25 protein-coding genes are annotated in these 24,850 nt (G+C 71.3%); 12 read left to right on the top strand and 13 right to left on the bottom strand.

All coding sequences use genetic code 11. From position 1 onward, the window contains the following. Positions 1-67: 67 nt before the first annotated feature. Positions 68-1,234 carry a complex I NDUFA9 subunit family protein gene (locus tag VQ02_RS01865; protein WP_048442455.1) on the top strand — a complete coding sequence of 389 codons (1,167 nt, stop codon included), beginning with the start codon at positions 68-70 and terminating at the stop codon, positions 1,232-1,234. A 147-nt stretch (positions 1,235-1,381) separates the two neighbouring features. Here the strand turns inward: VQ02_RS01865 and VQ02_RS01870 are convergent, their stop codons facing one another. Both VQ02_RS01870 and argH read right to left on the bottom strand, forming a co-directional pair. Next, entirely contained in the window at positions 1,382-2,164 is a 783-nt protein-coding gene (locus VQ02_RS01870) for an SDR family oxidoreductase (RefSeq protein WP_048442456.1), read from the bottom strand. Positions 2,165-2,513: 349 nt separating this feature from the next. Then, on the bottom strand, positions 2,514-3,905 hold the full coding sequence (argH, locus tag VQ02_RS01875) for an argininosuccinate lyase (protein ID WP_048442457.1): 1,392 nt from the start codon (positions 3,903-3,905) through the stop codon (positions 2,514-2,516). Here argH and tlpA point away from each other — a divergent pair. Then, the gene (gene tlpA, locus VQ02_RS01880) at positions 3,904-4,551 is read left to right on the top strand and encodes a thiol:disulfide interchange protein TlpA (RefSeq protein WP_048442458.1); all 648 of its coding nucleotides are present in this window, start codon (positions 3,904-3,906) and stop codon (positions 4,549-4,551) included. The two genes, argH and tlpA, sit on opposite strands and share 2 nt — an antisense overlap. Positions 4,552-4,602: 51 nt before the next feature. Beyond that, positions 4,603-5,811: a Na+/H+ antiporter NhaA gene (gene nhaA, locus VQ02_RS01885; protein WP_048442459.1), complete on the top strand. Its 1,209-nt coding sequence runs from the start codon at positions 4,603-4,605 to the stop codon at positions 5,809-5,811. Positions 5,812-5,824: 13 nt separating this feature from the next. Here nhaA and VQ02_RS01890 read toward each other — a convergent pair whose 3' ends face one another. Beyond that, positions 5,825-7,372, bottom strand: coding sequence for a L,D-transpeptidase family protein (locus VQ02_RS01890; RefSeq protein ID WP_048442460.1), 1,548 nt, complete (start codon positions 7,370-7,372; stop codon positions 5,825-5,827). A gap of 447 nt (positions 7,373-7,819) precedes the next feature. Next, positions 7,820-8,773 carry an acetyl-CoA carboxylase carboxyltransferase subunit alpha gene (locus VQ02_RS01895; RefSeq protein WP_048442461.1) on the bottom strand — a complete coding sequence of 318 codons (954 nt, stop codon included), beginning with the start codon at positions 8,771-8,773 and terminating at the stop codon, positions 7,820-7,822. Between the two features lie 284 nt (positions 8,774-9,057). On the opposite strand from VQ02_RS01895, the gene VQ02_RS01900 reads away from it, so the two are divergent. The 3 genes from VQ02_RS01900 to VQ02_RS01910 all read left to right on the top strand — a co-directional run bounded on the left by VQ02_RS01900 (position 9,058) and on the right by VQ02_RS01910 (position 11,802). Beyond that, positions 9,058-10,185 carry a patatin-like phospholipase family protein gene (locus tag VQ02_RS01900; protein WP_048442462.1) on the top strand — a complete coding sequence of 376 codons (1,128 nt, stop codon included), beginning with the start codon at positions 9,058-9,060 and terminating at the stop codon, positions 10,183-10,185. 61 nt (positions 10,186-10,246) lie between these two features. After that, positions 10,247-10,990, top strand: a complete 744-nt coding sequence (locus VQ02_RS01905) for an acetoacetate decarboxylase (RefSeq protein ID WP_048442463.1) — start codon at positions 10,247-10,249, stop codon at positions 10,988-10,990. Between the two features lie 26 nt (positions 10,991-11,016). Next, a complete protein-coding gene (locus tag VQ02_RS01910; RefSeq protein WP_048442464.1) occupies positions 11,017-11,802 on the top strand; it encodes a 3-hydroxybutyrate dehydrogenase in 786 nt (261 codons plus the stop codon). 43 nt (positions 11,803-11,845) lie between these two features. Here the strand turns inward: VQ02_RS01910 and VQ02_RS01915 are convergent, their stop codons facing one another. Beyond that, on the bottom strand, positions 11,846-13,441 hold the full coding sequence (locus tag VQ02_RS01915; protein WP_048442465.1) for an NAD-dependent malic enzyme: 1,596 nt from the start codon (positions 13,439-13,441) through the stop codon (positions 11,846-11,848). Between the two features lie 341 nt (positions 13,442-13,782). Between VQ02_RS01915 and VQ02_RS38930 the strand changes: the two genes are divergently transcribed. The 3 genes from VQ02_RS38930 to VQ02_RS01925 all read left to right on the top strand — a co-directional run bounded on the left by VQ02_RS38930 (position 13,783) and on the right by VQ02_RS01925 (position 15,159). Further along, positions 13,783-13,950 carry a hypothetical protein gene (locus tag VQ02_RS38930; RefSeq protein WP_245239595.1) on the top strand — a complete coding sequence of 56 codons (168 nt, stop codon included), beginning with the start codon at positions 13,783-13,785 and terminating at the stop codon, positions 13,948-13,950. 12 nt (positions 13,951-13,962) lie between these two features. Beyond that, positions 13,963-14,607 carry a YfdX family protein gene (locus VQ02_RS01920; RefSeq protein ID WP_245239596.1) on the top strand — a complete coding sequence of 215 codons (645 nt, stop codon included), beginning with the start codon at positions 13,963-13,965 and terminating at the stop codon, positions 14,605-14,607. A 186-nt stretch (positions 14,608-14,793) separates the two neighbouring features. Then, positions 14,794-15,159 (top strand): hypothetical protein, encoded by a 366-nt coding sequence (locus tag VQ02_RS01925; RefSeq protein ID WP_048442466.1) that lies wholly within the window; start codon positions 14,794-14,796, stop codon positions 15,157-15,159. Between the two features lie 61 nt (positions 15,160-15,220). Here the strand turns inward: VQ02_RS01925 and VQ02_RS01930 are convergent, their stop codons facing one another. The 4 genes from VQ02_RS01930 to dapB form a co-directional block, all read right to left on the bottom strand. Continuing rightward, positions 15,221-16,123: a PhnA-like protein gene (locus VQ02_RS01930; RefSeq protein WP_048442467.1), complete on the bottom strand. Its 903-nt coding sequence runs from the start codon at positions 16,121-16,123 to the stop codon at positions 15,221-15,223. 48 nt (positions 16,124-16,171) lie between these two features. Next, on the bottom strand, positions 16,172-16,516 hold the full coding sequence (locus VQ02_RS01935) for a CsbD family protein (RefSeq protein WP_048442468.1): 345 nt from the start codon (positions 16,514-16,516) through the stop codon (positions 16,172-16,174). Positions 16,517-16,886: 370 nt separating this feature from the next. Further along, positions 16,887-17,510: a 2,3-bisphosphoglycerate-dependent phosphoglycerate mutase gene (locus tag VQ02_RS01940; protein WP_048442469.1), complete on the bottom strand. Its 624-nt coding sequence runs from the start codon at positions 17,508-17,510 to the stop codon at positions 16,887-16,889. A 34-nt stretch (positions 17,511-17,544) separates the two neighbouring features. Beyond that, complete coding sequence (gene dapB, locus VQ02_RS01945) at positions 17,545-18,342, bottom strand: 4-hydroxy-tetrahydrodipicolinate reductase (RefSeq protein WP_048442470.1); 798 nt, start codon at positions 18,340-18,342, stop codon at positions 17,545-17,547. A gap of 240 nt (positions 18,343-18,582) precedes the next feature. Here dapB and VQ02_RS01950 point away from each other — a divergent pair, with 240 nt between their 5' ends. Then, complete coding sequence (locus tag VQ02_RS01950; protein WP_048442471.1) at positions 18,583-19,614, top strand: alpha/beta fold hydrolase; 1,032 nt, start codon at positions 18,583-18,585, stop codon at positions 19,612-19,614. Here VQ02_RS01950 and VQ02_RS01955 read toward each other — a convergent pair. Beyond that, a complete protein-coding gene (locus VQ02_RS01955) occupies positions 19,580-20,302 on the bottom strand; it encodes a MarC family protein (RefSeq protein ID WP_048442483.1) in 723 nt (240 codons plus the stop codon). The two genes, VQ02_RS01950 and VQ02_RS01955, sit on opposite strands and share 35 nt — an antisense overlap. After that, a complete protein-coding gene (locus VQ02_RS01960; RefSeq protein ID WP_048442472.1) occupies positions 20,299-21,045 on the bottom strand; it encodes a class I SAM-dependent methyltransferase in 747 nt (248 codons plus the stop codon). Before VQ02_RS01960 ends, VQ02_RS01955 begins: the two co-directional genes overlap by 4 nt. 182 nt (positions 21,046-21,227) lie before the next feature. Between VQ02_RS01960 and gloB the strand changes: the two genes are divergently transcribed. Beyond that, positions 21,228-22,007, top strand: a complete 780-nt coding sequence (gene gloB, locus VQ02_RS01965) for a hydroxyacylglutathione hydrolase (RefSeq protein ID WP_048442473.1) — start codon at positions 21,228-21,230, stop codon at positions 22,005-22,007. A 5-nt stretch (positions 22,008-22,012) separates the two neighbouring features. Then, positions 22,013-22,465, top strand: a complete 453-nt coding sequence (locus VQ02_RS01970; RefSeq protein WP_048442474.1) for a cupin domain-containing protein — start codon at positions 22,013-22,015, stop codon at positions 22,463-22,465. 193 nt (positions 22,466-22,658) lie between these two features. On the opposite strand, the gene VQ02_RS01975 is transcribed toward VQ02_RS01970, so the two are convergent. Continuing rightward, positions 22,659-24,329 (bottom strand): methyl-accepting chemotaxis protein, encoded by a 1,671-nt coding sequence (locus VQ02_RS01975; RefSeq protein WP_048442475.1) that lies wholly within the window; start codon positions 24,327-24,329, stop codon positions 22,659-22,661. A gap of 87 nt (positions 24,330-24,416) precedes the next feature. Then, positions 24,417-24,734 (bottom strand): hypothetical protein, encoded by a 318-nt coding sequence (locus VQ02_RS36660; protein ID WP_157080456.1) that lies wholly within the window; start codon positions 24,732-24,734, stop codon positions 24,417-24,419. Between the last annotated feature and the right edge of the window lie 116 nt (positions 24,735-24,850).

Genomic DNA, 24,850 nt, shown 5'->3' on the forward strand with positions numbered 1-24,850 from the left:
ACTAAGGAGCCGGCAAGAGCCCCGGCAAGACCCCTCCGGACAAGACCCGCGGAAGGACCCCACGACCATGACCGGCTTCGACCATGTCGGCCTGACCCGGCCCGCCTCGCAGCTCGTGACGGTGTTCGGGGGATCGGGCTTCCTCGGCCGCCACGTCGTGCGGGCGCTGGCCAAGCGCGGCTACCGGATCCGGGTGGCGGTGCGCCGGCCCGATCTCGCCCAGTTCCTCCAGCCCCTCGGCCGCGTCGGCCAGATCGTCGGCGTCCAGGCCAACCTGCGCAACCCGGCCTCGATCGTCCGGGCCGCCGAGCACGCCGACATCGTGGTCAACCTGGTCGGCATCCTGCAGGAGAGCGGCAGCCAGAGCTTCCAGCGTCTCCAGGCCGAAGGCGCCGGCGAGGTCGCCCGCGCCGCCGCCGCGGTGAACGCCCCGATGGTGCACGTCTCGGCGCTCGGCGCCGACGAGACCTCGGCCTCGGTCTACGCCCGCACGAAGGCGATCGGCGAGGCCCGCGTGTTCGAGGCGCAGCCCGACGCGGTGATCTTCCGGCCGTCCATCGTGTTCGGGCCGGGCGACAGCTTCTTCAACCGCTTCGCAGGCCTCGCCCGGATGCTGCCGGTGCTGCCGCTCGCCGGGGCCGAGGCGCGGATGCAGCCGGTCTTCGTCGGCGACGTCGCCGAGGCGATCGCCCGGGCGGTCGAGGGCCAGCTCCAGGGCGGCCGGGTCTACGAGCTCGGCGGGCCGGAAATCCTGACCCTGCAGCAGCTCGTCGAGTACACCCTCAAGGTCACGATGCGCAGCCGCGTGGTGCTGCCGCTGCCGGCTCCCGCCGCCCGGTTCCAGGCCCGGGTGATGGAGCTCGTCGACACCGCGACGCTCGGCCTCCTGCCCGACAGCCTGAAGCTCAGCCGCGACCAGGTCACCCTGCTGCAGAGCGACAACGTCGTGTCGGAGGCCGCCAAGGCGGAAGGGCGCACGATCGAGGGCATCGGCATCGCGCCGACGGCGATCGAGGCGGTGGTGCCGGGCTACCTCTGGCGCTTCCGCAAGGCCGGCCAGTTCGCCACCGGCCGCGGCACCCCCGACATGGCCGCGACCCCGGACCTGATGGCCGCCGACCCGATGGGCCAGGGCTCGCAGCACCACCCGGGTGATGCCTCGGGCCCCGCGGTCGGGCAGCTCGCGGCGGGCGCGGGCCCGGCGCCGGGCGTGCGCTGGGGCAAGCGGCAGTAGGTATTTCTGGAGGTTCGACAACGAGAAAGGGCGGCCCGGGGGCCGCCCTTTTTTGATTCCCAATCCCCTTTCCCGGACGACTGCAGCGAAGCGGAAGGAGATCCGGGAAAGGGAGGAAGCGAGACGAGAACCGTCGCGCCTCGTTCGTCAGATCGACCGAACGGCGCCTCCGTCCACCCGGATCATGCTGCCGGTGACGTAGGAGGCCCGCTCGGAGGCCAGGAAGCACGCCACGTCGGCGAATTCCTGCACTTTGCCGTAGCGCTTGGCTGGGATCGCCGCCCGCGCGGCCTCGGCGATCTCCTCGCGGGACTTGCCCTGCGCCTTGGCGTTGGCGGTGTCGAGCTCGCCGGTGCGGTCGGTCTCGATCCGGCCTGGCAGGATCATGTTGACGGTGACGCCGTCCGCCGCGACCTCGGCCGACAGCGTCTTCGCCCAGCCGGCGATCGAGGCGCGGAGCGCGTTCGACATCACGAGGTTCGGGATCGGCTGCTCGACGCCGCTCGAGGCGACGACCAGGATGCGGCCGAAGCCAGCCTGGCGCATGCCCGGCAAAACAAGCCCGGCGAGGCGGAAGACCGGGGTCACCATCGCCTCGAACTGGGGCGTCCAGGCCTCGGGCTGCACGGTGAGCGCGGTGCCGGCCGGCGGACCGCCGGTATTGGCGACCAGGATGTCGACCCCGCCGAGATGCTCCTGGGCGGCGGCGTAGATCGCCTCGACGTTCTCCTTCAGGCTGCCCGCGAAGGCGTGGGCGCGGCCCTGGCCGCGGGCGTTGATCGCCGCCACCGCCTCGTCCAGGCGCTCGGCCGTGCGGGCGGTGAGCAGCACGTCCGCGCCCTCGGCCGCCAGGGCCTCGGCGATGCCGCGGCCGAGTCCGCGGCTGGACGACAGGACGAGGGCGCGCTTGCCCTTGAGACCGAGATCCATGGTGTTTCCTCCCGTAATGGTCGAGCTTGTTCGATGCCGACAGGAACTAACATACGCACCGGCCCCATCCCACCCGCGACCGCATGCTGAGAGCCGGTCGATGTCCCTGACGCGATTGACACCCGCACAGTCATCCCGGGGCCGCGAAAGCGGAGCCTGGGATCCAGACACTCAGGTGGGAGAGGGTGAAGCGGACCCATGTCAGCTTCTTCCTGCATCGCCTGCGGATCTAAATTCCGGGCTCCGCTTTCGCGGCCCCGGAATGACCAGGTTGGTGTCATGTCTGTCGCCCAGGTCGAACAGGCCCTGGGGACGAGGTTCTGGATAGGATGAGCGCCGTGAAAAACGCTCAGGCCGCCTCGCCGGCGAGCCGCTTCAGCCAGCCTTCGGCCTGCGCCCGGACGTTATCCGGCGCGGTGCCGCCGTAGCTGGTGCGGCTACGCACCGAGTTCTCGACCCCGAGCACCGCGAACACCGCGTCGGTGATGCGCGGCTCCTCGGCCTGCATCACCGCGAGCGGAAGCGCCTCGAGACCGATGCCACGGGACGAGGCCTCGCCGACGAGGCGGCCCGTCACGTGGTGAGCGTCGCGGAAGGGGAGGCCGAGCTCGCGCACCAGCCAGTCGGCGAGATCGGTGGCGGTGGCGTAGCCGGAGCAGGCCGCAACCTTCAGGACTTCCGGCACCGGCTCGAGGTCGCGCACCATGCCGGCCATGGCGGCGAGGCAGAGCGAGAGGGTCTGGAGCGCGTCGAAGGTGCCCTCCTTGTCCTCCTGCATGTCCTTCGAATAGGCGAGCGGCAGGCCCTTCATGACGATGAGCAGGCCCGACAGCGCGCCGATGATCCGGCCGGACTTCGCCCGAACCAGCTCGGCGGCGTCGGGGTTGCGCTTCTGCGGCATGATCGAGGAGCCGGTGGTGAACCGGTCCGAGAGCCTGACGAAGCCGAACTGGGCCGAGGTCCAGACCACGATCTCTTCCGCGAACCGCGACAGGTGCACCGCCGCGATCGCCGCCGCCGAGAGCGCCTCGAGGGCGAAGTCGCGGTCGGCCACCGAATCGAGCGAGTTCGCGGTCGGCCGGTCGAAGCCGAGGCTGGCGGCGGTGGCGTGGCGGTCGATCGGGAACGAGGTGCCGGCGAGCGCGGCGGCGCCGAGCGGGCACTCGTTGAGGCGGGCGCGGGCGTCGCGGAACCGGCCGCGGTCGCGGGCCAGCATCTCGACATAGGCGAGCAGGTGGTGGCCGAAGGTGACGGGCTGGGCCGACTGCAGGTGGGTGAAGCCCGGCATCACCGTGCCGGCATGCGTGAGCGCCAGCTCGGCCAGGGCCTGCTGCAGGTCGGCGGCCTGGCCGTCGAGGGCGTCGAGGGTGTCGCGCACCCACAGCCGCATGTCGGTGGCGACCTGGTCGTTGCGCGAGCGCGCGGTGTGGAGCCGCCCGGCCGCCGGGCCGACGATCTCGCGCAGACGGCTCTCCACGCTCATGTGGATGTCCTCGAGCTCGCGGCGGAACTCGAACGAGCCGGCCTCGATCTCGTCCCGGACGGTCTTGAGCCCGGCCTCGATCTTCGCCACATCCTCGGCCGGCAGGATCCCCGCCTTGCCCAGCATCGCCACGTGGGCCAGAGAGCCGCGGATGTCCTGGGGAGCGAGGCGCTTGTCGAAGCCGATGGAGGCGTTGATCTCCTCCATGATCTCGGCGGGGCCGCTCGCGAAGCGCCCGCCCCACATCCGGTTGCTCATGTCCTCACCTCGTCTCGCATCCTCGCGAAAAGCCCGCCTCGCCCTCGTCGCGGGGGGGCTCGTCGCCGTCCTCGGCCTCGGGGCTGCCCTATACGGGAGTGCGGGCGGGAGCAACGGCGGCGCCTGCCCGCTCGGCCCGGCCACGGCCGCCCGGGTCGCGCCGCTTGCCCGCGGCGAGGTCGCGGCGCTCCAGGTCGATTCCAGTCCGAAGCCGGCGCCCGACATCACCTTCACCGGGCCGGACGGGCAGTCGCGCACGCTCGCCGACCTCAAGGGCCGCACCGTGCTCCTGAACCTGTGGGCGACGTGGTGCGCGCCGTGCAAGGCGGAGATGCCGGCACTCGACCGGCTCCAGGGCGCCCTCGGCGGTCAGGACTTCGAGGTGGTGGCGCTCAACCTCGACACCCGCAACCTCGACCGGCCGCCGCTCTGGATGAAGGAGAACGGGATCACGCGCCTCGCCTACTATGCCGATCCGGCTGGGCGGGCGCTGCCGGTGCTGCAGAAGAGCGGCGAGGTCGTCGGCCTGCCCACCACCTTCCTGATCGACCCCAATGGCTGCGCGATCGGCGTGATGAAGGGCCCGGCGGAGTGGGCGAGCGAGGACGCGCTGAAGCTGGTGCGGGCGGCTCTGGGGCGGGGGTGAGCCGCGCTCCCTGCGTTGATCCAGCTCAGGATTCCTGGCACGCGGGGCGCCATGCAACCGGCCCCCTCCCCCCGGCGCCTGCCGCGCCCGCTCTCCGCCCTGCGCGGCCTCATCGTCAGCAGCGCCGGCGGCGGCCTCGTCCTGGTGGCGAGCGCGGTGCTCGCGCTCATCGTCGCCAACGGCCCTTACGGCGACGTGTATGACCGCGCGCTGCACGCGAAGATCGGGCCGCTGAGCCTACTGCACTGGATCAACGACGGCCTGATGGCCGTGTTCTTCCTGCTCGTCGGGCTCGAGATCAAGCGCGAGATCCTGGACGGGTCCTTGCGCACGTGGCCGGCCCGGGCGCTGCCGGGCGTCGCGGCCCTCGGCGGCATGCTGGCGCCGGCCCTCGTCTTTGCTGCCATCAACTGGTCCTCCCCGGCGACCTTGCGCGGCTGGGCGATCCCTGCCGCCACCGACATCGCCTTCGCGCTGGGGGTGCTGGCGCTGCTCGGCTCGCGGGTGCCGGTGTCGCTCAAGGTCTTCCTCACCGCCCTCGCGATCCTCGACGACCTCGGCGCCGTGGTGATCATCGCGCTGTTCTACACCGCCGACCTGTCCTGGCCGATGCTCGGCCTCGCCGCCGCCGTGGTGGCGATGCTGGCGACCCTCAACCGCGTCGGCTTGCGCCGGCTCGGGCCCTACCTGATCCTCGGCGCCGTGCTCTGGCTGCTGGTGCTGCGCTCAGGGCTGCACGCCACCGTGGCGGGGGTGGTCCTGGCGCTGGCGATCCCGCTGCGGGCGAGCCCTGGTCGGCCGGATGACGGGGAATCGCCTCTTCACCGGCTGGAGCACGCGCTCCACCCCTGGGTCGCCTACCTGATCCTGCCGGTCTTCGGCTTCGCCAATGCGGGCGTCTCGCTCGCGGGGCTGACGCCGGCGGCGCTGCTCGCTCCCGTCACCCTGGGGGTGGCGGCGGGGCTGTTCGTGGGAAAGCAGGTCGGCGTCCTCGGCGGCGTCTGGCTCGCGGTGCGGACCGGCCTGGCCCGGAAGCCCGCCGGCGCCGACTGGCGCCACATCTACGGGGTGGCGCTGCTCTGCGGCATTGGCTTCACCATGAGCCTGTTCATCGGCGGCCTCGCCTTCGCGGATACGCCGGAATTCGACACGGAGACGAAGCTCGGGGTCATCCTGGGCTCCGTGGCCTCGACCCTGGCCGGCGCCCTGGTCCTGTCCCTCGGGCGGCGGGAGGCCGTGCGGCCGCCGGCGGCGCGATGACCGCCGCTCGGCCTCAGTTCGCCGGCTGCGAGGCGGCGACGCGGGGGCGGTTCGGGAGTTCGGTCCGCTTTCCCGCCTCCGGCGCCTTGCCGTCGGCCGGCTTGGCTTCGGCCGGCTTGGCGTCGCCGGCCTTGGCGGCGGGCTTCGTCTCCACCTTGGCGGAGACGGGCCTGGTCGCGTCGGTCTTCGGTGCGTCGACCTTGGCGGCAGCGGCGACCGGATGGGCGGCCGGGGTCGGGTGCAGCCGGGCGGTGACCTTCTTCGGCAGGGGTGCGGCCGGCGAGATCGCCGCGACGGCGGGCGCGGTGGTGTCGGCCGCCGGCAGGGCCGCCGGGGCGACCGGAGGCGCCGCCGGCGCGCCGCCGAACAGGTTGCCGAGGAGCTTGCGATAGCTCGACGCGTCGCCGTCCGCGCTCGCCACGGTGATCGGGGCCGCCGGGGCGGCCGCGGCCTGCGCGGCCTCGCGGGTCGGGATCGGCGCGGGATCGGTCGCCGGCGCCGCGAAGGCGAGCGCCGTCGGCTTGCCGGCGCCGGGCTTGGCCCGCTCGTTCTTGGCCAGCAGGACCGGCTTCACCTTCGGCTCGATGGCGATCTCCTGCGGCGCCGCCGCCAGGGCCTCGGGACGGCTGATGGTGCCCATGTTCGGCCGCGGCTGCGCCTGCTCGGCGAAGAGCTGGGTGCTGGGCGAGGTCTCGCGGAAGAACGGGTGCTGGCCGCCGTCCTGGTAGACCAGGCGGGTCGCCGGCGTGCCCTTGGCGACGAGCTCGGCCACCTCCTGCTCGTCCTTCTCGCGCTTGGCGACGACGACCGGATCGACCTTCGGGTTGCAGGCGCCGGCCGCCGCATCCTGACCGCCGAAGACGTAGCGGGTGCCGCAGACGCCGACCCGCGGCTCCTCGCGCAGGGTCTCGAAGTAGTCCGAGCCCTCCTTGAGGTTCCTCCAGAAGCCGATGTGGGGGTCGTTGCGGAACCTGGCGAGGTTCTGCGCGGTCATCCGGAACGGATAGGACTGGAACTGGAACGCGCGCTGGCCGCCGGCGAAGGCCTCGCGGGCGATGGCGTAGATCTCCGAGATCGCCTCGTCGGTCATGGCGAAGCAGCCGGCCGAGGAGCAGGTGCCGTGCACCATCAGGTAGCTGCCGGTGCGGCCGTTGGCGCGGTCGAAGGCGTTGGGATAGCCGGTGTCGAAGGAGAGGTAGTAGGACGAGTTCGGGTTCATCTGGCCCATCGAGATGGTGTAGAACCCCTCGGGCGCCTGACGGTCCCCCTCCCGGATCTTCGGCCCGAGCTGGCCGGACCAGCGGCAGATCGGGAAGGTCTTGAGCAGCGCGTACTGGCCGTCGGTGCCGCGCTTCCACACCTCCATCTCCGATTCCTTCTTGAAGGCGCGGATCAGGATCGGGTCGCGGGGCGACATGTTCTTGGTCGCCATCAGGGCGACCGTCTTCGGGGGGATCGGCTCGCGGGCGCGGGCCGAGCCGGCGGCCGAGAAGCCCGCATCCTGGCAGGCCCCGAGGGACAGCGCGACGACGAGCCCGCTCGCCGCCAGCACCGGACGCATCGTCAGACGCCTCGCCAGACGCACCATGGGAACCCCGCCTTCTCACCCGTCGGACCGCCGGCACCCTGACGCCGCGGACCGGTCTCCCCAACCCCATAGCTTCGTTAAACTTACCCGGCTCTTACCGCAAGAACGGTTAAGATTGCGGGGATCCGTTCAACAGGCGCGTCGGGCAAGCAAGCCGGCGCACGGCGTCACGGGGTTCACCCGCGAAGACATCCGCCCCGTCTTCGGCAAATTGAAGGCCGGGTTGTGTCTGGGGTATGGGGGTGGTGCGGGGCTGTGGAAGACGGGGACGGGAGCATTCATGCTCCGGCAGAGCGCGCCTCTCGACCGGCTCCCGCGACCTTCCTGCCCCCCTCCTGGTCATCCCGGTCTCCGCTGCGCGGCCCCGGGATGACCAGGAGGGTGTCAGATCCGTCGCGGGACAAGCGGATCCGGCTACCTCTACAGGCTCCGGCCGATCTCCAGGAACTTCTGGGCCCGGCGGTCGCGCAGGGCGTCCGCGTCGAGGGCCGACAGCGGCTCGAGGGCGCTCGCGATCGCCTCGCCGGTCGCCCGGATCGCCGCCTGGCCGTCCCGGTGGGCGCCGCCGGTGGGCTCGGGCACGATGCCGTCGATGACGCCGAGGCGCAGGAGGTCCTGGGCGGTGATCTTCATCGCGGTGGCGGCGTCCTGGGCCCGGCCGGCGTCGCGCCACAGGATCGAGGCGGCGCCCTCCGGCGAGATCACGCTGTAGATCGCGTGCTCCAGCATCAGGACGGTGTTGGCAGTGGCGAGCGCGATGGCGCCGCCCGAGCCGCCCTCCCCGATCACCACGGTGACGTTCGGGGTCGGCAGGCCGAGGCAGGCCTCGGTGGAGCGGGCGATGGCCTCGGCCTGGCCGCGCTCCTCCGCCTCGATGCCTGGATAGGCCCCGGCCGTGTCGACGAAGGTGAGGACCGGCAGGCCGAACCGGCCGGCGAGCCCCATCAGCCGCACCGCCTTGCGGTAGCCCTCGGGCTTGGCCATGCCGAAATTGTGCCGGATGCGGGCCTCGGTGGTGGCGCCCTTCTCCTGTCCGATGACGCAGACCGGCCGGCCGCGGAAGCGGCCGAAGCCGCCGACCACCGCCTCGTCCTCGCCGAAGGCCCGATCGCCGGCGAGCGGCTGGAATTCCTGGATCAGGCCGGCGCAGTAATCGACGAAGTGCGGCCGCTGGGGATGGCGGGCGACCTGGGTCTTCTGCCAGGGAGTCAGGCCGGCGTAGAGCTCGGCCAGGGCCGCCGCGGCCTTCGCCTCCAGCCGCGCCACGTCCTCGCTGATCGCCACCGCGCCGTCGCGGTCGCCGAGAGCCTTGAGCTCCTCGAGCTTCGCCTCGAGCTCGGCGACGGGCTTTTCGAAGTCGAGGTAGGAGCGCATCGGGTCCTGTGCTGTGTCGGGCCGGCGTCGCGAGGGCTTCGGCGGAGGGTGCGGGGCAAGACCCTGCGGAGACTGGAGAAAACCCTGCGGGCGCAGCGGTCGGCCCGCCCGGGAACCCGGGACCGGGCGGCGCGGAGGCTTGGCGGAGGGGCCGGCCCGTGTCAACCCGGGGCACCGGCCCGCAGGGTCGCCGCCCGCCCCCTGGCCGGAAGCGCACGGGCGGAAGACTTGTCTCGCGGCAGTGCAGCATCATCTTACAGCCGAGATTCGTGCGCGGAGGACCCATGGACGAGCCGGATCAGTCGCAGCGGGACGAGTGCCGGGTGCTGGTGCTGCAGGGCGGCGGCGCCCTCGGCTCCTACCAGGCCGGCGTCGCCGAGGCGATGCAGGATGCCGCCCTCCCTCCGGACTGGGTCGCGGGCATCTCGATCGGGGCGATCAACGCCGCGCTCATCGCCGGCAACCCGCCCGGGCGGCGGGTCGAGCGGCTGCGGACCTTCTGGGAGACGGTGTCCTCGGCCATCACCGTGTCGCCCTGGTGGCCCGGCGAGCAGGCCCGCGAGGTGTTCAACGCCTGGAGCGCGGCCTTCGGCGCCGCGGTCGGCGTGCCGGGCTTCTTCGCGCCACGCTGGCCCCCGGCCGCCCTCTACCCGGCGGGCGCCCCCCAGGCCCTGAGCTACTACGACACGACGCCGCTGCGTCAGACCCTCGAGACGCTGATCGACTTCGGCCGCATCAACCGGCGCGAGACGCGCCTCAGCGTCGGGGCCGTCAACATCCGCACCGGCAACTTCGTCTACTTCGACAACCACCGCGACCGGATCGGGCCCGAGCACATCATGGCCTCGGGCGCCCTGCCGCCGGGCTTCCCGCCGGTGGAGATCGACGGCGAGCACTACTGGGACGGCGGCATCGTCTCGAACACGCCGCTGCAATACGTCCTCGACGAGGAGCGCCTGCGCGACCTCGCGGTGTTCCAGGTCGACCTGTTCAGCGCCCGCGGGCCGCTGCCCCGCACCCTGTCCGAGGCGTCCGAGCGCGAGAAGGACATCCGCTACTCCAGCCGCACCCGGCTGAACACCGACGACCAGATCGAGATCCACAAGGCCAAGACCGCCTTCCGGCGCCTCGCCGCCAAGCTGCCGCCGGAGCTGCGCCAGGACCCGGACGTGGCTTTCCTGTCGGAGGTGAGCCACCAGAACGCGGTGACGATCCTCCAGCTGATCTACCGAGCCAAGAACTACGAGAGCGACGCCAAGGACTACGAGTTCTCGCGCGCCACGATGCTGGAGCACTGGAAGGCCGGCCGCAACGACGTGCGCCGCTCGCTGCGCCACCGCCGCTGGATCGAGCGCTGCCGGCCCGAGGCGGGCGTGAGCGTGTTCGACCTCACCCGCGACGCGCGGGATTGACCCCGGGCGCGGGCTCCGCCGCGCCGGGACACGCCCCCCAGGAGCCGAGAAGGAACGCCGCATGACCCGCGACGAGATCCTGAGCGCCCCCTCGATGCCGGCCTTCAGCCCGAGCTACCCACACGGGCCCTACCGGTTCATCCGGCGCGAGTACCTGATCATCACCTACGAGACCGACCCGGACGCCCTGCGGGCCGCCCTCCCCGAGCCCCTCGAGCCGGCGCCCGGCAACCTTGCCTACTACGAGTGGATGAAGATGCCGGATTCCTCCGGCTTCGGCGACTACGAGGAGAGCGGCTCGGCCATCGTCGCGACGTATAACGGCGAGCCCTGCAACTACTCGGTCCAGATGTACCTCGACGACGAGCCGCCGATCACCGCCGGCCGCGAGATCTGGGGCTTTCCGAAGAAGTACGGCGTGCCGCGCCTCAAGCTGACGAAGGACACGCTCACCGGCACCCTGCACTACGACGACGAGCGGGTGGCGATGGGCACCATGACCTACAAGCACCGCAGCCTGGAGGACCAGCTCGACAAGGTCCGCGACGGGATCGGCCAGCTCAACGTCAACCTGAAGCTGATCCCGGACGTCGACGGCGGCGTGAAGGTGGCCCAGCTCGTCGGCTACCGGCTGCAGGACATCCGGGTCCACGGCGCCTGGGAGGGCGAGGCCCGGCTGCACCTGATCCCGCACGTCAATTGCCGCGTCGCCGACCTGCCGGTGCGCCGGATCGTGCGCGGCCGCCACCAGATCGTCGATTTCACCTTGCCGTACGGCCACGTGCTGCACGACTACCTGGCTTGAACGTCCCGGCCCGAGGAGACCGTACCATGTCGCTGCAATCCAAGACCGCCCTCGTCACCGGCTCGACGAGTGGCATCGGCCTCGCCATCGCGCGGGCCCTGGCGCAGCACGGCGCCAACGTGGTCATCAACGGCTTCGGCAAGCCCGACGCCATCGAGAAGGAGCGGGCCGGCATCGAGGCCGAGTTCCACGTCAGGGCCCAGTACTCCGCCGCCGACATGACGAAGCCCGAGGAGATCGCCGCCATGGTGGCGGAGGCCGAGCGGGAATTCGGCGCGGTCGACATCCTGGTCAACAATGCGGGGATTCAGTACGTCTCGGCGATCGAGGAATTCCCGGTCGAGAAGTGGGACCAGATCATCGCGATCAACCTATCCTCGGCCTTCCACACCATGCGGGCGGCGATTCCCGGCATGAAGCAGCGCGGCTGGGGCCGGATCATCAACACGGCGTCCGCCCACTCGCTGGTCGCCTCGCCCTACAAGTCGGCCTACGTGGCGGCCAAGCACGGCATCGCGGGCCTGACCAAGACCGCCGCCCTCGAACTCGCCACCCACAAGATCACCGTCAACTGCATCTCCCCCGGCTACGTCTGGACGCCGCTGGTCGAGGCCCAGATCCCCGACACCATGAAGGCCCGGGGCCTGACCAAGGAGCAGGTGATCGACGACGTGCTGCTGAAGGCTCAGCCGACCAAGGAGTTCGTCACCGTCGAGCAGGTCGCGGCGATCGCCGTGTTCCTGTGCTCGGAGGCGGCGAGCCAGATCACCGGCATCAACATGCCGGTGGATGGCGGCTGGACGGCGCAGTAGCGCGCGAGGGCGGGGCATCGGACCGCGCTGCGGTCCGATGCCCTCAATCCCGGGTGCCCGCGTAGGTCGGCCGGTAGCTCATGGCCTCGATGAAGGCACGGATGTCGCGCGGGCGCTCCACCGTGGCGAGCCCCCGCGCGAAGATCGACTCGGCAACCCGCGTCGCCGTCGTCCGCTCGGTCTCCAGGATGTTGTCCTGGCGGGGATACAGCATGCCCTCGCCGCGCTCCGCATGGCTGACCTGGTCGGCCGTGGCGCGCGCCGCCTCGATGAACATCGCGTCGTCGATGCGCTCGGGCCTCGTCGCGTAGACCGCGAGCGCGAGCGCCGGGAAGATGTAGAAGTTGTTCGCCTGCCCCGGGTGGAAGGTCCTGCCGTCCCGCACGACGTCCGGGAACTGCACGCCGCAGGCGACGAGGGCCCGGCCGTCGGTCCAGCCATAGGCCTGTTCCGGCGTGCATTCGGCCTTGTCGGTCGGATTGGAGAGCGGGAAGATCACCGGCCGGTCGCACGCCTCGGCCATGGCCTTCACCACCGCCTCGGTGAAGAGGCCACCGACGGTCGAGACCCCGACGAGCACCGTCGGCCTGATCCGCCGGACCGCCTCGGCGAGGTCGCGCGTCGGCTCTGCGTCGCGGGCGTAGGGGGCCTGCGACGGGTTCAGGTCCGTCCGGCTCGTCTCGATCAGGCCGTTGACGTCGAACAGGGTGATGCGCGAACGCGCCTCGTCCTCGCTCGCGCCGGCCTCCCGCATCGCCGTGACGATCATCCCGGCGATGCCGATGCCGGCCGATCCGGCGCCCGCGAACAGGATGCGCTGATCGGCGAGCGCCTCGCCCTTGATCTGGAGGGCCGTGAGCAGCCCCGCCAGCGCCACGCTCGCTGTCCCCTGGATGTCGTCGTTGTAGACGAGGTAGCGATCCCGGTAGCGCGCGAGGAGCCGGATCGCGTCGTCGCCCTTCCAGTCCTCGAAATGCACGCAGACGCCGGGAAAGACCTCGTTCGCGGCGGCCATGAACGCGTCGACCACCGCGTCGACCTCGTCGGAATCCGGCGGCTCCTCGCGCAGGCCGGTATAGAGCGCGTCGGCGCGCAGGGCCGCGTTGGCGGTCCCGATGTCGAGATGGACCGGCAGCAGGCCCGCCGGCGGCACGGCCGCGCAGGCGGTGTAGAGCTGGAGCTTGCCGATCGGGATCGGCGCGCCGTTGGCTCCGATGTCGCCGAGGCCGAGGATGCGGCCGCCCGAGGAGACGCAGATGAAGCGCACGTCCCGGACCGGCCAGTTGCGCAGCACCTCGGCGAACCGGTCCTTCATGTGCCGGTGGAGGTACATGCCCTGAGGCTGGCGGTAGATGTGGCCGTAGGTCAGGCAGGCATCGGCGATGGTCGGATCGTAGACAATCGGCACGAAGCGCACCGGATCGGACATCACGGTGGCGTAGAAGAGCGTCTCGTTGCGTGTGCTGAGCTCCTGCAGGTAGATGTACCGCTCGACGTCGTCGGGCTTCGACGCGAGGTGACCGAGGACCCGCTCGACCTGCCGCTCGAGCGTTTCGACGGCAGTGGGGAGCAGCCCTTCGAGGCCGCGGGCCTCGCGTTCGGCCTCGGTGTAGGCCGTTCCCCTCGATGACTGCGTCACGGCTGAGCCTCCGGTTCTTCCCCAAGGGTGAGGCGGGGGATCGCGGACGGTCCCGCGCTCACCCGCACGATGGCGGGACAACGGGACGAGGCCGTTTTTGTTGCGCCGCACCATGACGCTGGGTGAGGCAACGATCGACCGGCCTGCGGATCGGCCCGTCCGCACGGCGGCTCCTCCGGCAAGTGGCGCGACGGCCATGCCGCTCCTCAGGAGCTCTTGCAGAATTACCGGCTTTTAATGAGACGTACAGGCAATGACTACGCCGGCGATGTGTTATTGAAACGTAGTCGATATGACGCTGCAATGGAACAATACCAGCATCGATCTTGAGAGGAGGCATCATGATGACCTGTCGGAAATCCATCGCCGCCGCCCTCGTCGCCACCACGATCCTCGGCAGTGCGGCCTACGCCACCGAGCAGGCGGCCAAGCCGGCGGGAATGCAGGAGACCGCGGCGCAGAAGGCGGTCGACCGGGACGTCGGCAAGCTCTCGAAGGACGGGGACTAGGCGTTCCGCGACATGCATCTCGCCCGGATCGCCATCTTCGACGCCGACCCGGCCCAGGCGAAGAGCTACATCGCGAAGGCCCAGGCCGCCCTGGCGAAGGCGAAGACGGACGACGCCGTGTTCACCAAGGCGGAAGCCGACCTGCGCACGCCGGCTGACATGGCGGTCGCCAAGGACGCGTCCAAAGGCACGCCCAAGGCCGCGACGGCCGACGCGGCGTCGGCGGACAAGCCGGCCACGGCGCAACCGCCGTCCAAGCCGCAGATCGCCTGGATCCCCGTCGATGCCCAGCTGACGCTCGGCGAGGACTTCACGGCGACGCCCGAGAAGGCGTCCGCCGTGACCGAAGCGAACAAGAGCCTCGCCAAGGGCGATCAGAAGGGCGCGATCGAGAAGCTCAAGCTCGCCCATGTCGGCGTGAGCTTCATCATGGCCGCGCTCCCCCTCGACAAGACGGCGGCGGACGTGAGCCAGGCCGCCTCCCTGATCGGCCAGGGCAAGTACTACGAGGCGAACGCCGTGCTGAAGACGGCCGAGGACGGGATGCGATTCGACGTGGTCGACGCGGTGGGCACGCCCCAGAAGGCATCTCCGCAGCCGGCCGGCAAGACCGCGCAGCCCGGCGCCGCCGCGACGGACGGCAAGTCCACGAAGTAGGCACGTTGCGGGTCCGGGGCGCCTCGCCCCGGCTCGCCGCGCGGGATGCCGGCTCCGGGAACGACGCCGAGAGGTACGCTCCAGGAACCGCCCGTTGTGCGAGGCATCGGGCCCTGGCGACGCTCAAAGGAGAATGACCGTCGGTCTGGTTCCCGCAATGGTGGTATTCCACGTCAGAGGACCACCATGACTCGAAGCCGGATCCTGGTTCCCGTCGCGGTCGGGCTGGCGCTGTCCGGCCCGGCGGCGGCGCGCGGCACCGATTTTCCCCGCTTCTCCCTCAGCGGAACCTGCGCACTGGAGCGCACCGCCGGGGCTCGCTTTGACGCGGCGAGCTACCGCAGCTGCCTGTCCGACGAGCGCGCGGCACGGCGCACCCTGCGGCGGCGGTGGGCGAGCTTTCCGCCCGCGGATCGGCAGAACTGCCGTGAGGAGAACGAGATCGGCGGCCCGCCGTCCTACGTCGCCCTGCTGACCTGCCTTCAACTCGCCGCCGACACCCTGCCGTTCCGTCCGGCCCCGATGCCGCGTCCCGGAGCGACCGGGAGGTGAGCGCCCGTCCATCGCGGGCGGCGCCTCGCACGACCGGGATCGCGCGAGGCGCCGCGCCGGCTCACGCCACCGCGCCCGAGCGCCCGCACAGGTACGACGCCAGCGCCCCCAGGATCAGCGCGGCCGCCGCGGTGAGCGCCCCCTGCGAGGCCGCCTTGCGGGTCGTCTCGGCGGCCTGCTTGGCCTGGGCGGAGGCCTTGTCGGCGGCCTCGCGGTACTGCTGCTCGTAGGATTGCACCTGCTGGCGGGCCTGGTCGACCGGTATGCCCTTCGCCCTGGCCAGGGCCTCGGCGGCCCGGTCGCGGGCCTGCTGCTGCTGGGCGGCGTCGCCGGTCAGCGCCGAGCGCACGGCCTGGACGGCGGTGTCGCGCAGCGCCTGCGGGTCCTGGCCGCCGGAGGCGTCGCGGACCTGGCGCTCGATCCCGGCGAAGGGGTCGGTGACCTGGCCGAGCGCGGGGGACGCGGTCTCCGCCGCTGTCCTCACGGCGCCGCCGACGGCCTGGCCGGCGCCGCCGAGGGCCGAGGTGAGGCCCCCGAAGGCGCCGCCGAGGAGGCCGCTCGCCGCCGAGGTCAGCAGGTAGACCACCACCAGGGTCGTCACCACCCAGGAGACCAGGCCGTGGTAGCCCGCCGTGGAGGCGCCCGGCCGGCCGGAGAGGCGGCCGGCGAGGTAGCCGCCCGCCGCCGACGCGAAGATGCCTGAGAAGACCCACCACAGCAGCGCGCCGAGGGAGAGCGTGCCGACCTCCGGGTTGTCGCCGGCGGTGGCGCTCACCGCGGCGAGCCCGACGCCGACGCCGATCAGGTTGAGGATGAGCTGCACCACCAGGGCGGCGGCGGCGCCGGCGATGACCGCGCCCCAGGACAGGCGGTGGAGCATCACGGTGCGCAGGTCGTCGGCGACCGGCACGGTCCCGGCATGGCCGGAGTCCCGCGGGGGCGCGGAGGCAGGGCGGAGCGCCATGGTTCGAGACTCCTCTGGGCGAGATTCCTCTGGAACGGGAGCGGGCGCTCAGCGGCGCCCGTGCACCAGGAGGGCGAGGCCGTAGCCGACGGCACCGGCGATGAGCAGGGCAACGAGCGGGGTCTCCTCGACGGCGTGGGTCACCGTGCGGGCACCGCGCCGCACCACGTGGCGGCCCCGGTCGTAGGCGTCCTCGGCGTAGTCGGCGGCGGTCTCGGCGTAGTCCCGGACGGCGTCACGGGCCTCGCCGGCGAGGCCCTCGGCGCGCCCCTGCGCCTCGCGGAAGCGGCCCTCGACCTGCGAGCGGTGGTCGCCCACGAGGTCGCCGACGGCGCTCTGCGCCTTGCCGCCGAACTCGCGGGCTGCGCCGGTAATGCGATCCATGTCGACCATCTGTCACTCCCTTGCCGGAATCGAGCCCCTCGCCGAAGCGAGACCCTCGCACGGTCAACGCGCGCGCAGGCTCCGGGCGGGGGCGGTCCGCGCGGCGCGGCCCGTTCAACGAGGCTCACGCCGCGTCACGACAGGTGGGACCCGGGATCACGGAGGCAATAGGCACTCGCCGCATTCTTTCCGGTATGGTCGGATGATCGCCTTGAGTGGAATTGCACGAAGCAATTCTGCTGAGTCTCTTGCTTTATCCTTTGTTATCGATGCGGCCGGCACGCGGGAGGCCCGCTCCGGTGCGGGCAGGACCGCGTCGCCGGCTCCGGGGGCGGGCCCCGCGTCGCCCCGGTCGCGGGGCGCAGGGCCCGCGCCGCGCTCAGTCGCGGTCGAGGATCTCCTTCGAGGCGACGGTCGTGTCGTCCTTCAGGCGGTAGACCAGCGGCACGCCGGTGGCGAGCTCGAGGCCCGGGATCGTCTCGGTGGTGAGCCCGTCGAGCACCATCACGAGGGCGCGCAGCGAGTTGCCGTGGGCGGCGACCAGCACGCGCTCGCCCCGCATCACCCGCGGCAGGATCTCCCGCATCGTGTAGGGAAGGACCCGGGCCACGGTGTCCTTCAGGCTCTCGCCGCCGGGCGGGGGCACGTCGTAGGAGCGGCGCCAGACGTGGACCTGGTCCTCGCCCCACTTGGCGCGGGCGTCGTCCTTGTTGAGGCCCGAGAGGTCGCCGTAGTCGCGCTCGTTGAGGGCGGCGTCGGCGATCGTCGGCAGGTCGGACTGGCCGAGCTCCTCGAGGATCAGCGCGCAGGTGCGCTGGGCCCGGGTCAGGGCCGAGGTGAAGGCGACATCGAACTGCACGCCCTTCGCCTTGAGCCGCCGCCCAGCCGCCCGCGCCTCCTCGACGCCGAGATCGGTGAGGCCCGGGTCCTTCCACCCGGTGAACAGGTTCTTCAGGTTCCACTCGCTCTGGCCGTGGCGCGCGAGGACGAGAAGACGCTCCATGATGCGTGTCGCTCCGTTGTCGATCGGGGGGAGGTCAGAGGCCCAGCACGTCGTCCATGCCGTAGAGGCCCGGTTCGCGGGATTGCGCCCAGAGGGCGGCCTTGACGGCGCCGGCGGCGAAGAGGCCGCGGTCGCTCGCCAGATGGGTGAGCGCGATCCGCTCGCCGGCGCCGGCGAAGATCACGCTGTGCTCGCCGACGACGCTGCCGCCCCGCAGGGTGGCGAAGCCGATGCCGCCGGGCTCGCGCGGGCCGGTATGGCCGTCGCGCACCGCAACCTTGCGCTCGGCGAGGGCCACGCCCCGGCCTTCCGCCGCGGCCTCGCCGAGGAGGAGCGCGGTGCCGGAAGGGGCATCCACCTTGTGGCGGTGGTGCATCTCCAGGATCTCGATGTCGTACTCGTCGCCGAGCGTCGCCGCGACCTTGCGCACCAGGCCGGCGAGCAGGTTGACGCCGAGCGACATGTTGCCCGACTGCACGATGCGGGCGTGGAAGGCGGCCGCCTTCAGCTTCGCGAAGTCGTCCGGCGAGAGGCCGGTGGTGCCGACCACGTGGACGATGCGGGCCTGGGCGGCGAGCTCGGCGTAGAACACCGTGGCGGCGGGCGCCGTGAAATCGAGGACGCCGTCGGCATCGGCGAAGGCCGGCAGCGGATCGTCCGTGACCGCGACGCCGAGGGGGGACAGGCCGGCGAGGACGCCCGCGTCCTCGCCGAGCGCGGCTGAGCCCTCGCGCTCGATCGCGCCCGCCAGGGTGCAACCCTCCGCCCCGGCCACGGCCTGGATCAGCATCCGCCCCATGCGCCCGGAGGCGCCGACGACGACGAGACGCATGGGTCAGCTCCTCAATCCTGCCATCGCGCCGTCGCATGGCGGCGTCCCGGCATATTGGCGCCGGCGACCGGTCGGAGTCGCCTGCCCGCGCGTCCTACAGGGGCGGGGCGGTGCTGCCAAGGCGGGACTGCCGGGGCAGGACTGCTCCTGCGGCAGGCCTCGGCCCGGAGTTGGGGATAGGCGCGGGACCGCGGACGCGCCATCTTGTTTTGCAGTGCAGCATCGGGCGGGAGATCTCCCATGGCCTTTCGGTTCGTTCCAGGACGCGCCACCCGCCGCGCCGCCACCGGCGCCGTCCGGATCCTGCGCGCCACCGCCAAGGCGAACGCGGCCGCGGCCCGCCAGACCGGCGCGCTGATGCGGCAGGGCGCGCAGGCGCTGAAGAAGGACGAGCCGGCGCACAAGCCGGCGGGGCGCTTCGTCGAGGTCGACGGCGTCCGGATCCACTACATCGCCCGCGGCAAGGGCCGGCCGGTGGTGCTGATCCACGGCAACGGCACCATGGCGGAGGACTTCGTGATCTGCGGGCTGGTGGACCAGCTCGCCAAGACCTACCGCGTCGTCGCGATCGACCGGCCGGGCTTCGGCCATACCGAGCGGCCGCGGCACTGGGTCTGGACCGCCCAGGCCCAGGCGCGGCTGATCGGGCACGCGCTCAAAGCCCTCAACGTCGAGCGGCCGGTGGTCGTCGGCCATTCCTGGGGCACGATCGTCTCCCTGGCCCTGGCGATCCACGAGGTCGCGGACCTGCGCGGTCTGGTGCTGCTCTCAGGCTATTACTATCCGGGCCGGCGGGCGGACGTGAGGCTGATCGCGCCCCTCGCCGTGCCGGGCCTCGGCGACGCCGCCCGGGCGATGCTGCCGGACGCCGTCGGGCAGATGATGGCGCCGCAGGTGTTTCGCCACGTGTTCAAGCCGCAGCCGGTGCCGGCGCGGTTCACGGCGCGGTTCCCAGTGGCGCTCTCCTTGAGCCCGACCCAGGCGCGGGCGAGCGCCGAGGACACCGCGAGCATGAACGCCGCCGTCGCCCTGCTCCAGGGGCACTACCCGTCCCTGCGCCTGCCGGTGGCGATCCTCTCGGGCGACGCCGACGCCGTCGTCGATCCCCGCGAGCAGTCCTGCCGCCTGCACGAGGAGGTCGCCGGCAGCACCCTGACCCTGCTGCCCGACCAGGGCCACATGATCCACTACGCGGCGAACGCCCGGATCGTCCGGGCGGTCCACGCCCAGATGGCGCTCACGGGGCGGACCCTGGCCTGGCGCTCGCGATGAGCGGGCCGAGCACGTCGACGACCCCCGTCAGGGTGATCTGGGTGCCGACGCAGAGGAGCAGGAAGGCGGCGAGCCGCCCCAGCACCCGGGCCCGGGCGTGGCCGAGCCGCTCCACCAGCCGGTCGGCCGAGGCGTAGGCGAGGAGCACCAGGAGGGCGATGACGAGGGAGGCCGCCGAGGCGCCGGCGAGGTAGGCGACGCGGTCGGCGCCCGCCTCCGGCCGGCCGGCGCCGAGGGCGATCGCCACCGCGATGGTGCCGGGGCCGGTGGTGAAGGGCAGGGTCAGGGGGAAGAAGGCGACCTCCGCCAGGGCGGCGGGCTCCGGGTCGCCCTCCGTCCCCTGCGCCGGCTCGGCCTGGGCGGCCTTGCGGGCCTCGCGCTGCTCGGGCGCGGCGAGGAGGTTCCAGGCCTGGGCCGCCACCACGAGGCCGCCGGCGATGCGCAGGGCCGCGAGCGAGATGCCGAAGAAGCTCAGCACCGAGGCCCCGACCCAGAGCGAGACCAGCATCACGGCCGCCGCGTAGACGCCGATCCGGCCGGCGAGCCAGGTGCGCTCGGCGTGGCTGCGACCCGCGGTGACCTGGGCGAAGATCAGCGCCGCACCGGGCGGGTTGACGATGGAGAACAGGGCCGAGAAGGCGAGGAGGAAGCTCTGGAGCGCGGCTTCCGCGCCCGGGAACGGCATCAGGCGCTCCCCGGCACGGGGGCGGGCACCGGCGCCGGCACCAGCACCCGGGCACCGAGGCGCGCCGCCCGGCGGGCCTGGACGGTGACCGGGCGGTAGAGCTGCTTCGTCGCCTCGACCACGTGCAGGCCGGCGAAGGGCAGTGACAATCCGGTGCCGACCCGCTCCCAGGCGCTCGCGGTGCGCAGGGTGAGCCAGCCTTCGACCGGCGGCACGTACAGAGTCTCGGCCCAGTCCTCGGGCGAGAAGAGCGTCTCGCGCATCAGGCGGCCGAGCTGGGAGCGGCTGTAGGGCTGGCCGTGGCCGAAGGGCGTGGCGTCCCGCCGCGCCCACAGGCCGCGGCGGTTCGGCACCGCCACGATCAGCCGGCCGCCCGGGGTGAGGACGCGCCAGACCTCCTGCAGCAGCTCGGCCGGACTCTCGACGGCCTCGATGGCGTGGATCAGCAGCACCCGGTCGAGGGCCGCGTCGGGCAGCGGCATCATGGTGGGATCGACGAGGGCCGAGGCCGAGCGGCCGGAGCCGGGCCAGTTCACGACCCCCTGCGTCGCCGGCATGAAGGCGAGCGTCCGCTCGGCGGCGTGACGGACCGGCCCGAGATACGGCACCGCGTAGCCGAGCCCCATCACCCGCAGGCCCGAGACCGAGCCGAGCATGCGGTGGACCGTGCGGCCGACGAGCCGCTGCGCCACCGTGCCCAGGGGGCTGGCGTAGAAGGCGCGCAGGTCGGTGACGTCGAGGCTCATCGGTTCTCGGGACGTGCGGCGCGGTATGCGGTCGGGGCCATCAATGGGGAGTGGCGCGAAGCGCGGCAAGGCGTCAACCCGCAAGGCCCCGCGCGCTCCCCGCTATTCGCCCGAACCCGGTCGCGCGGCCGGACGCGCGCCCTATCTCTCCCCCCGTGAGATTTGACCCGAGAGGCGCCGCCATGCCGGAGATCCGTCCCGAGATCCGCACCTTCCTGTGCCGGAGCGACAATATCGGCGTGCTGATGCGCGATCCCGAGACCGGGGCCTGCGCGGCGATCGACGTGCCGGAGGCGGCCGCGGTGCTGCGCGCCCTCGACGAGACCGGCTGGCGCCTCACCGATATCCTGGTCACCCATCGCCACGGCGACCACGTCGAGGGCATCCCGGAGGTGAAGGCCCGCACCGGGGCGCGGGTGACGGCGCCGGCCCGGGCCGGTGCCGCGGTGCCGCAGGTCGACGCCACCGTGCGCGAGGGCGACGTCGTGACGGTGGGCTCGCTCGCCGCCGCCGTGTGGGAGACGCCCGGCCACTGCGACGACCACGTCACCTACTGGTTCGAGGAGGCGGGCATCGCGTTCGCCGGCGACACGCTGTTCACCCTCGGCTGCGGCCGGGTGCTGGAGGGCCCGCCCCAGGTGCTGTGGCGCTCGCTCTCGCGCTTCCTTCCCCTGGCCGACGAGACCGTGATCTACTCGGGCCACGACTACGTTTTGTCGAACGCCCGCTTCGCGCTGGCCGCCGAGCCGGAGAACCGGAACCTGAAGGACCGGGCAGCGCTCGCCGAGACGGCCAAGGCGGAGGGGCGCTTCCTGGTGCCCACTACCCTGGGCGAGGAGAAGGCCACCAATCCGTTCCTGCGGGCCGATCAGCCGGCGCTGGCGCGGGCGGTCGGGATGGAGCCGGGCGCCGATCCGGCGGCGGTGTTCGTCGCGTTGCGCGAGTGGAAGAACCGGTTCTGACGCCGATGCAAAGCCTCACAGCCCAAAACCTCACCGCCACCGAGGTCGTGCGCCTGCTCGACCTCAAGCCTCACCCGGAGGGCGGGCATTACCGCGAGACCTTCCGGGACCCCCGTGAGATCGACGGGCGCTCCGCCTCGACGGCGATCTACTACCTGCTCGACGTCGGCGAGACGTCGGAGTGGCACCGGGTCGACGCGACGGAGATCTGGCTCTGGCATGCCGGGGCGCCGCTGGTCATCACCACCAGCCCCAACGGCCACGACGCCGAGGCGCGCCACCTCGGCCCCGACCTCGCGCGGGGCCACCGGCCGCAGATCGTGGTGCCGGCCGGCCACTGGCAGACCGCCACCAGCCTCGGCGCCTGGACCCTGGTGAGCTGCACCGTGGCACCGGGCTTCCGGTTCGAGGGCTTCGAGATGGCGCCGCCGGACTGGCGGCCGACGCCGCGGGCATAGATTTCGGCCATGACCGGCCCGGGCCTCGGGCCGGTTGACGGAGCGCTACTTCGGAACCTTCGCACTGAGCCGTCGGATCAGCTATCCGATGCCTGGCAGTAGAGTTTGCTGACCCGGATTAGTTCAAAACAAGGCCCCTGTCCGCCATTCGTTGGACAACCCGACGAGTTTCTCTTAGCCGTGTCTCACGGCCTCAGGCGGCGCGTACGGTGGAGAGAAAGCGCTGCACCTCGGCCGAGAGATAATCGGACTGCCGCGACAGCTCGGAGGCGGACGCGAGGACTTGAGCCGCTGCGGCACCGGTTTGTTCCGAGGCCTGTGCCACACCCGCGATGTTGCTCGTCACCTCGCCCGTGCCGGCTGAGGCCTGGGCGACGTTGCGCACAATCTCCTGTGTGGCGGCGCCCTGCTCCTCGACCGCCGCAGCGATGCTCGCTGCCACCGTGTCGATCTCACGAATGCGAGCCGTGATCGCGCCGATCGCCGTCACCGCCTGATCTGTTACACCCTGAATCTCGCCGATCTGGCCGGCGATCTCCTCGGTGGCCTTGGCCGTCTGATTGGCCAGTTCCTTGACCTCGGCGGCCACCACCGCGAAACCGCGGCCTGCCTGGCCAGCGCGCGCCGCCTCGATCGTCGCGTTGAGCGCCAGCAGGTTGGTCTGGCTTGCGATGTTGGAGATGAGCCCGACCATGGTTCCGATCTTGGCCGAGGCCGACCGCATCATCTGCACCAAGTGGGCGGTCTGGTCGGCCTCGCTGACTGCGCTCTGCGCCAACCCGGTCGAACCCTGCACCTGACGGCCGATCTCCTGCACCGAAGTCCCGAGTTCCTCCGCAGCGGCTGCCACGGTCTCCACGTTCGAGGCGGCCTCCTCGGCCGCCGCGGCAACGGTCGTGGACTGGGAGGCTGTTTCGGTCGCAGTGGCAGTCATTTGCTGAGCCGTGGCCTGCAACTCGGTGGCGGAGGAGGACACCATGCCGATGATGCCGCCCACCGCTGCCTCAAAGTCATCGGCCATCTTGCGCATGCCGGCCTTGCGCTGGTCCTCAGCCGAGGCGCGCGCCAGCGCTGTCTCGTCCTCGAGCTGGCGGGTGCGGATCAGATTAGCCCGCGACGCCTCGACGGCAACGGCGATCGCACCGATCTCGTTGGTCCGCGTCGCGAAGGGAACCTGAGCTTGGGTGTCGCCAGCGGCGAGATCACGCATCCGCCGGATCAGGCGATCGATGGGGCGTGTGACACCGAAGATCACGTAGATGACGGCGCAGATGCCGCCGGCCAGCGCGATGCCGCAGAGAAGTGACGTGAGCCAGATGGCTCGCCCGTAAGTCTGGTCCGTCGCCGTGATGGCCCGCTCGCTGCCCGTCACGTTCAAGGCCGTGTCCTGGTCGAGGAGATTCAGGGCTGCCTCGTAGGGCTTGCGCGATATCTGGAAGAGATCGTTGAGGGCGCTCGTATCCTTCGCCTGTGCTGCCGCTATCAGCCTCGCGCGGTATCCGAGATAGTCACTCCACTGCTGCTTGTACGAGACCCAGAGGGCCCGCTCTTCCGCGCTGCTGATCAGAGGCTCGTAGCGGGTTGCGATCGCTTCGGCCTCTCCCAGCCGCCGATCCGAGAGCTTGGCCAGATCGCTTACCGGTTCGATGGCAGTGACGAAGCGCGCATCGACGAGGCGCAGACGTGTGATCTTATACTTGAGCTCACCGAGTTCACGGACACTCGGCAACCAATTTTTCGCAAGGTCGAGCGCGTTGTCGTTGACGGATCGAAGCTGTGCGAGGCCCATTATTCCCTGAATAAGGATAGCAAAGGTGAGGCTACATACGAGACCGGTCAACACGTGCTTGATTTTAAGATTCATGGCAAAACCTCCGTTAGATTTTTATAATTACATGGAAAATCATCTAAATACAAATGATGTTGTTTTCGTTAATCTGCTGAGTGATGATCAAATTTTTAGCAAAATGCGAACGCTAATGACAAACCCAACTCTTGGTTGCTCTACGTCATCCAAGCTACATTTTTTGACCGAGATGTTGAGCCGATCATCCCGAACAGGCAAGGCAGGCCTTCGCAGAGGGCTGACTGGCTGGACAGCAGACCTGGCCGGCTCGTTGAGCGTATTGCGGTGGCGCGCGGCGGCGTCTGCCTTCTCGGGGATACGGGGCGGCAGGCCCGGGATGCGCAGGATGAGATCCTCGCGCTCGGCGACAGCTTCGGCAATCTGACAGTCGAGACCGGCAAGCTTGTCCCGGTGCCCTGCCATGTGCACTCACTCCGGCGATCTGCGCCCGTCTCGCTCCATGCCCCTCGGCACCGCGCGTGCAGACGACGCGCGCAACCAGACACTCCCGACGCGCCGCACACGTCCGGAAGAATCCG

It is taken from the genome of Methylobacterium variabile, from assembly GCF_001043975.1.
Lineage (GTDB): Bacteria > Pseudomonadota > Alphaproteobacteria > Rhizobiales > Beijerinckiaceae > Methylobacterium > Methylobacterium variabile.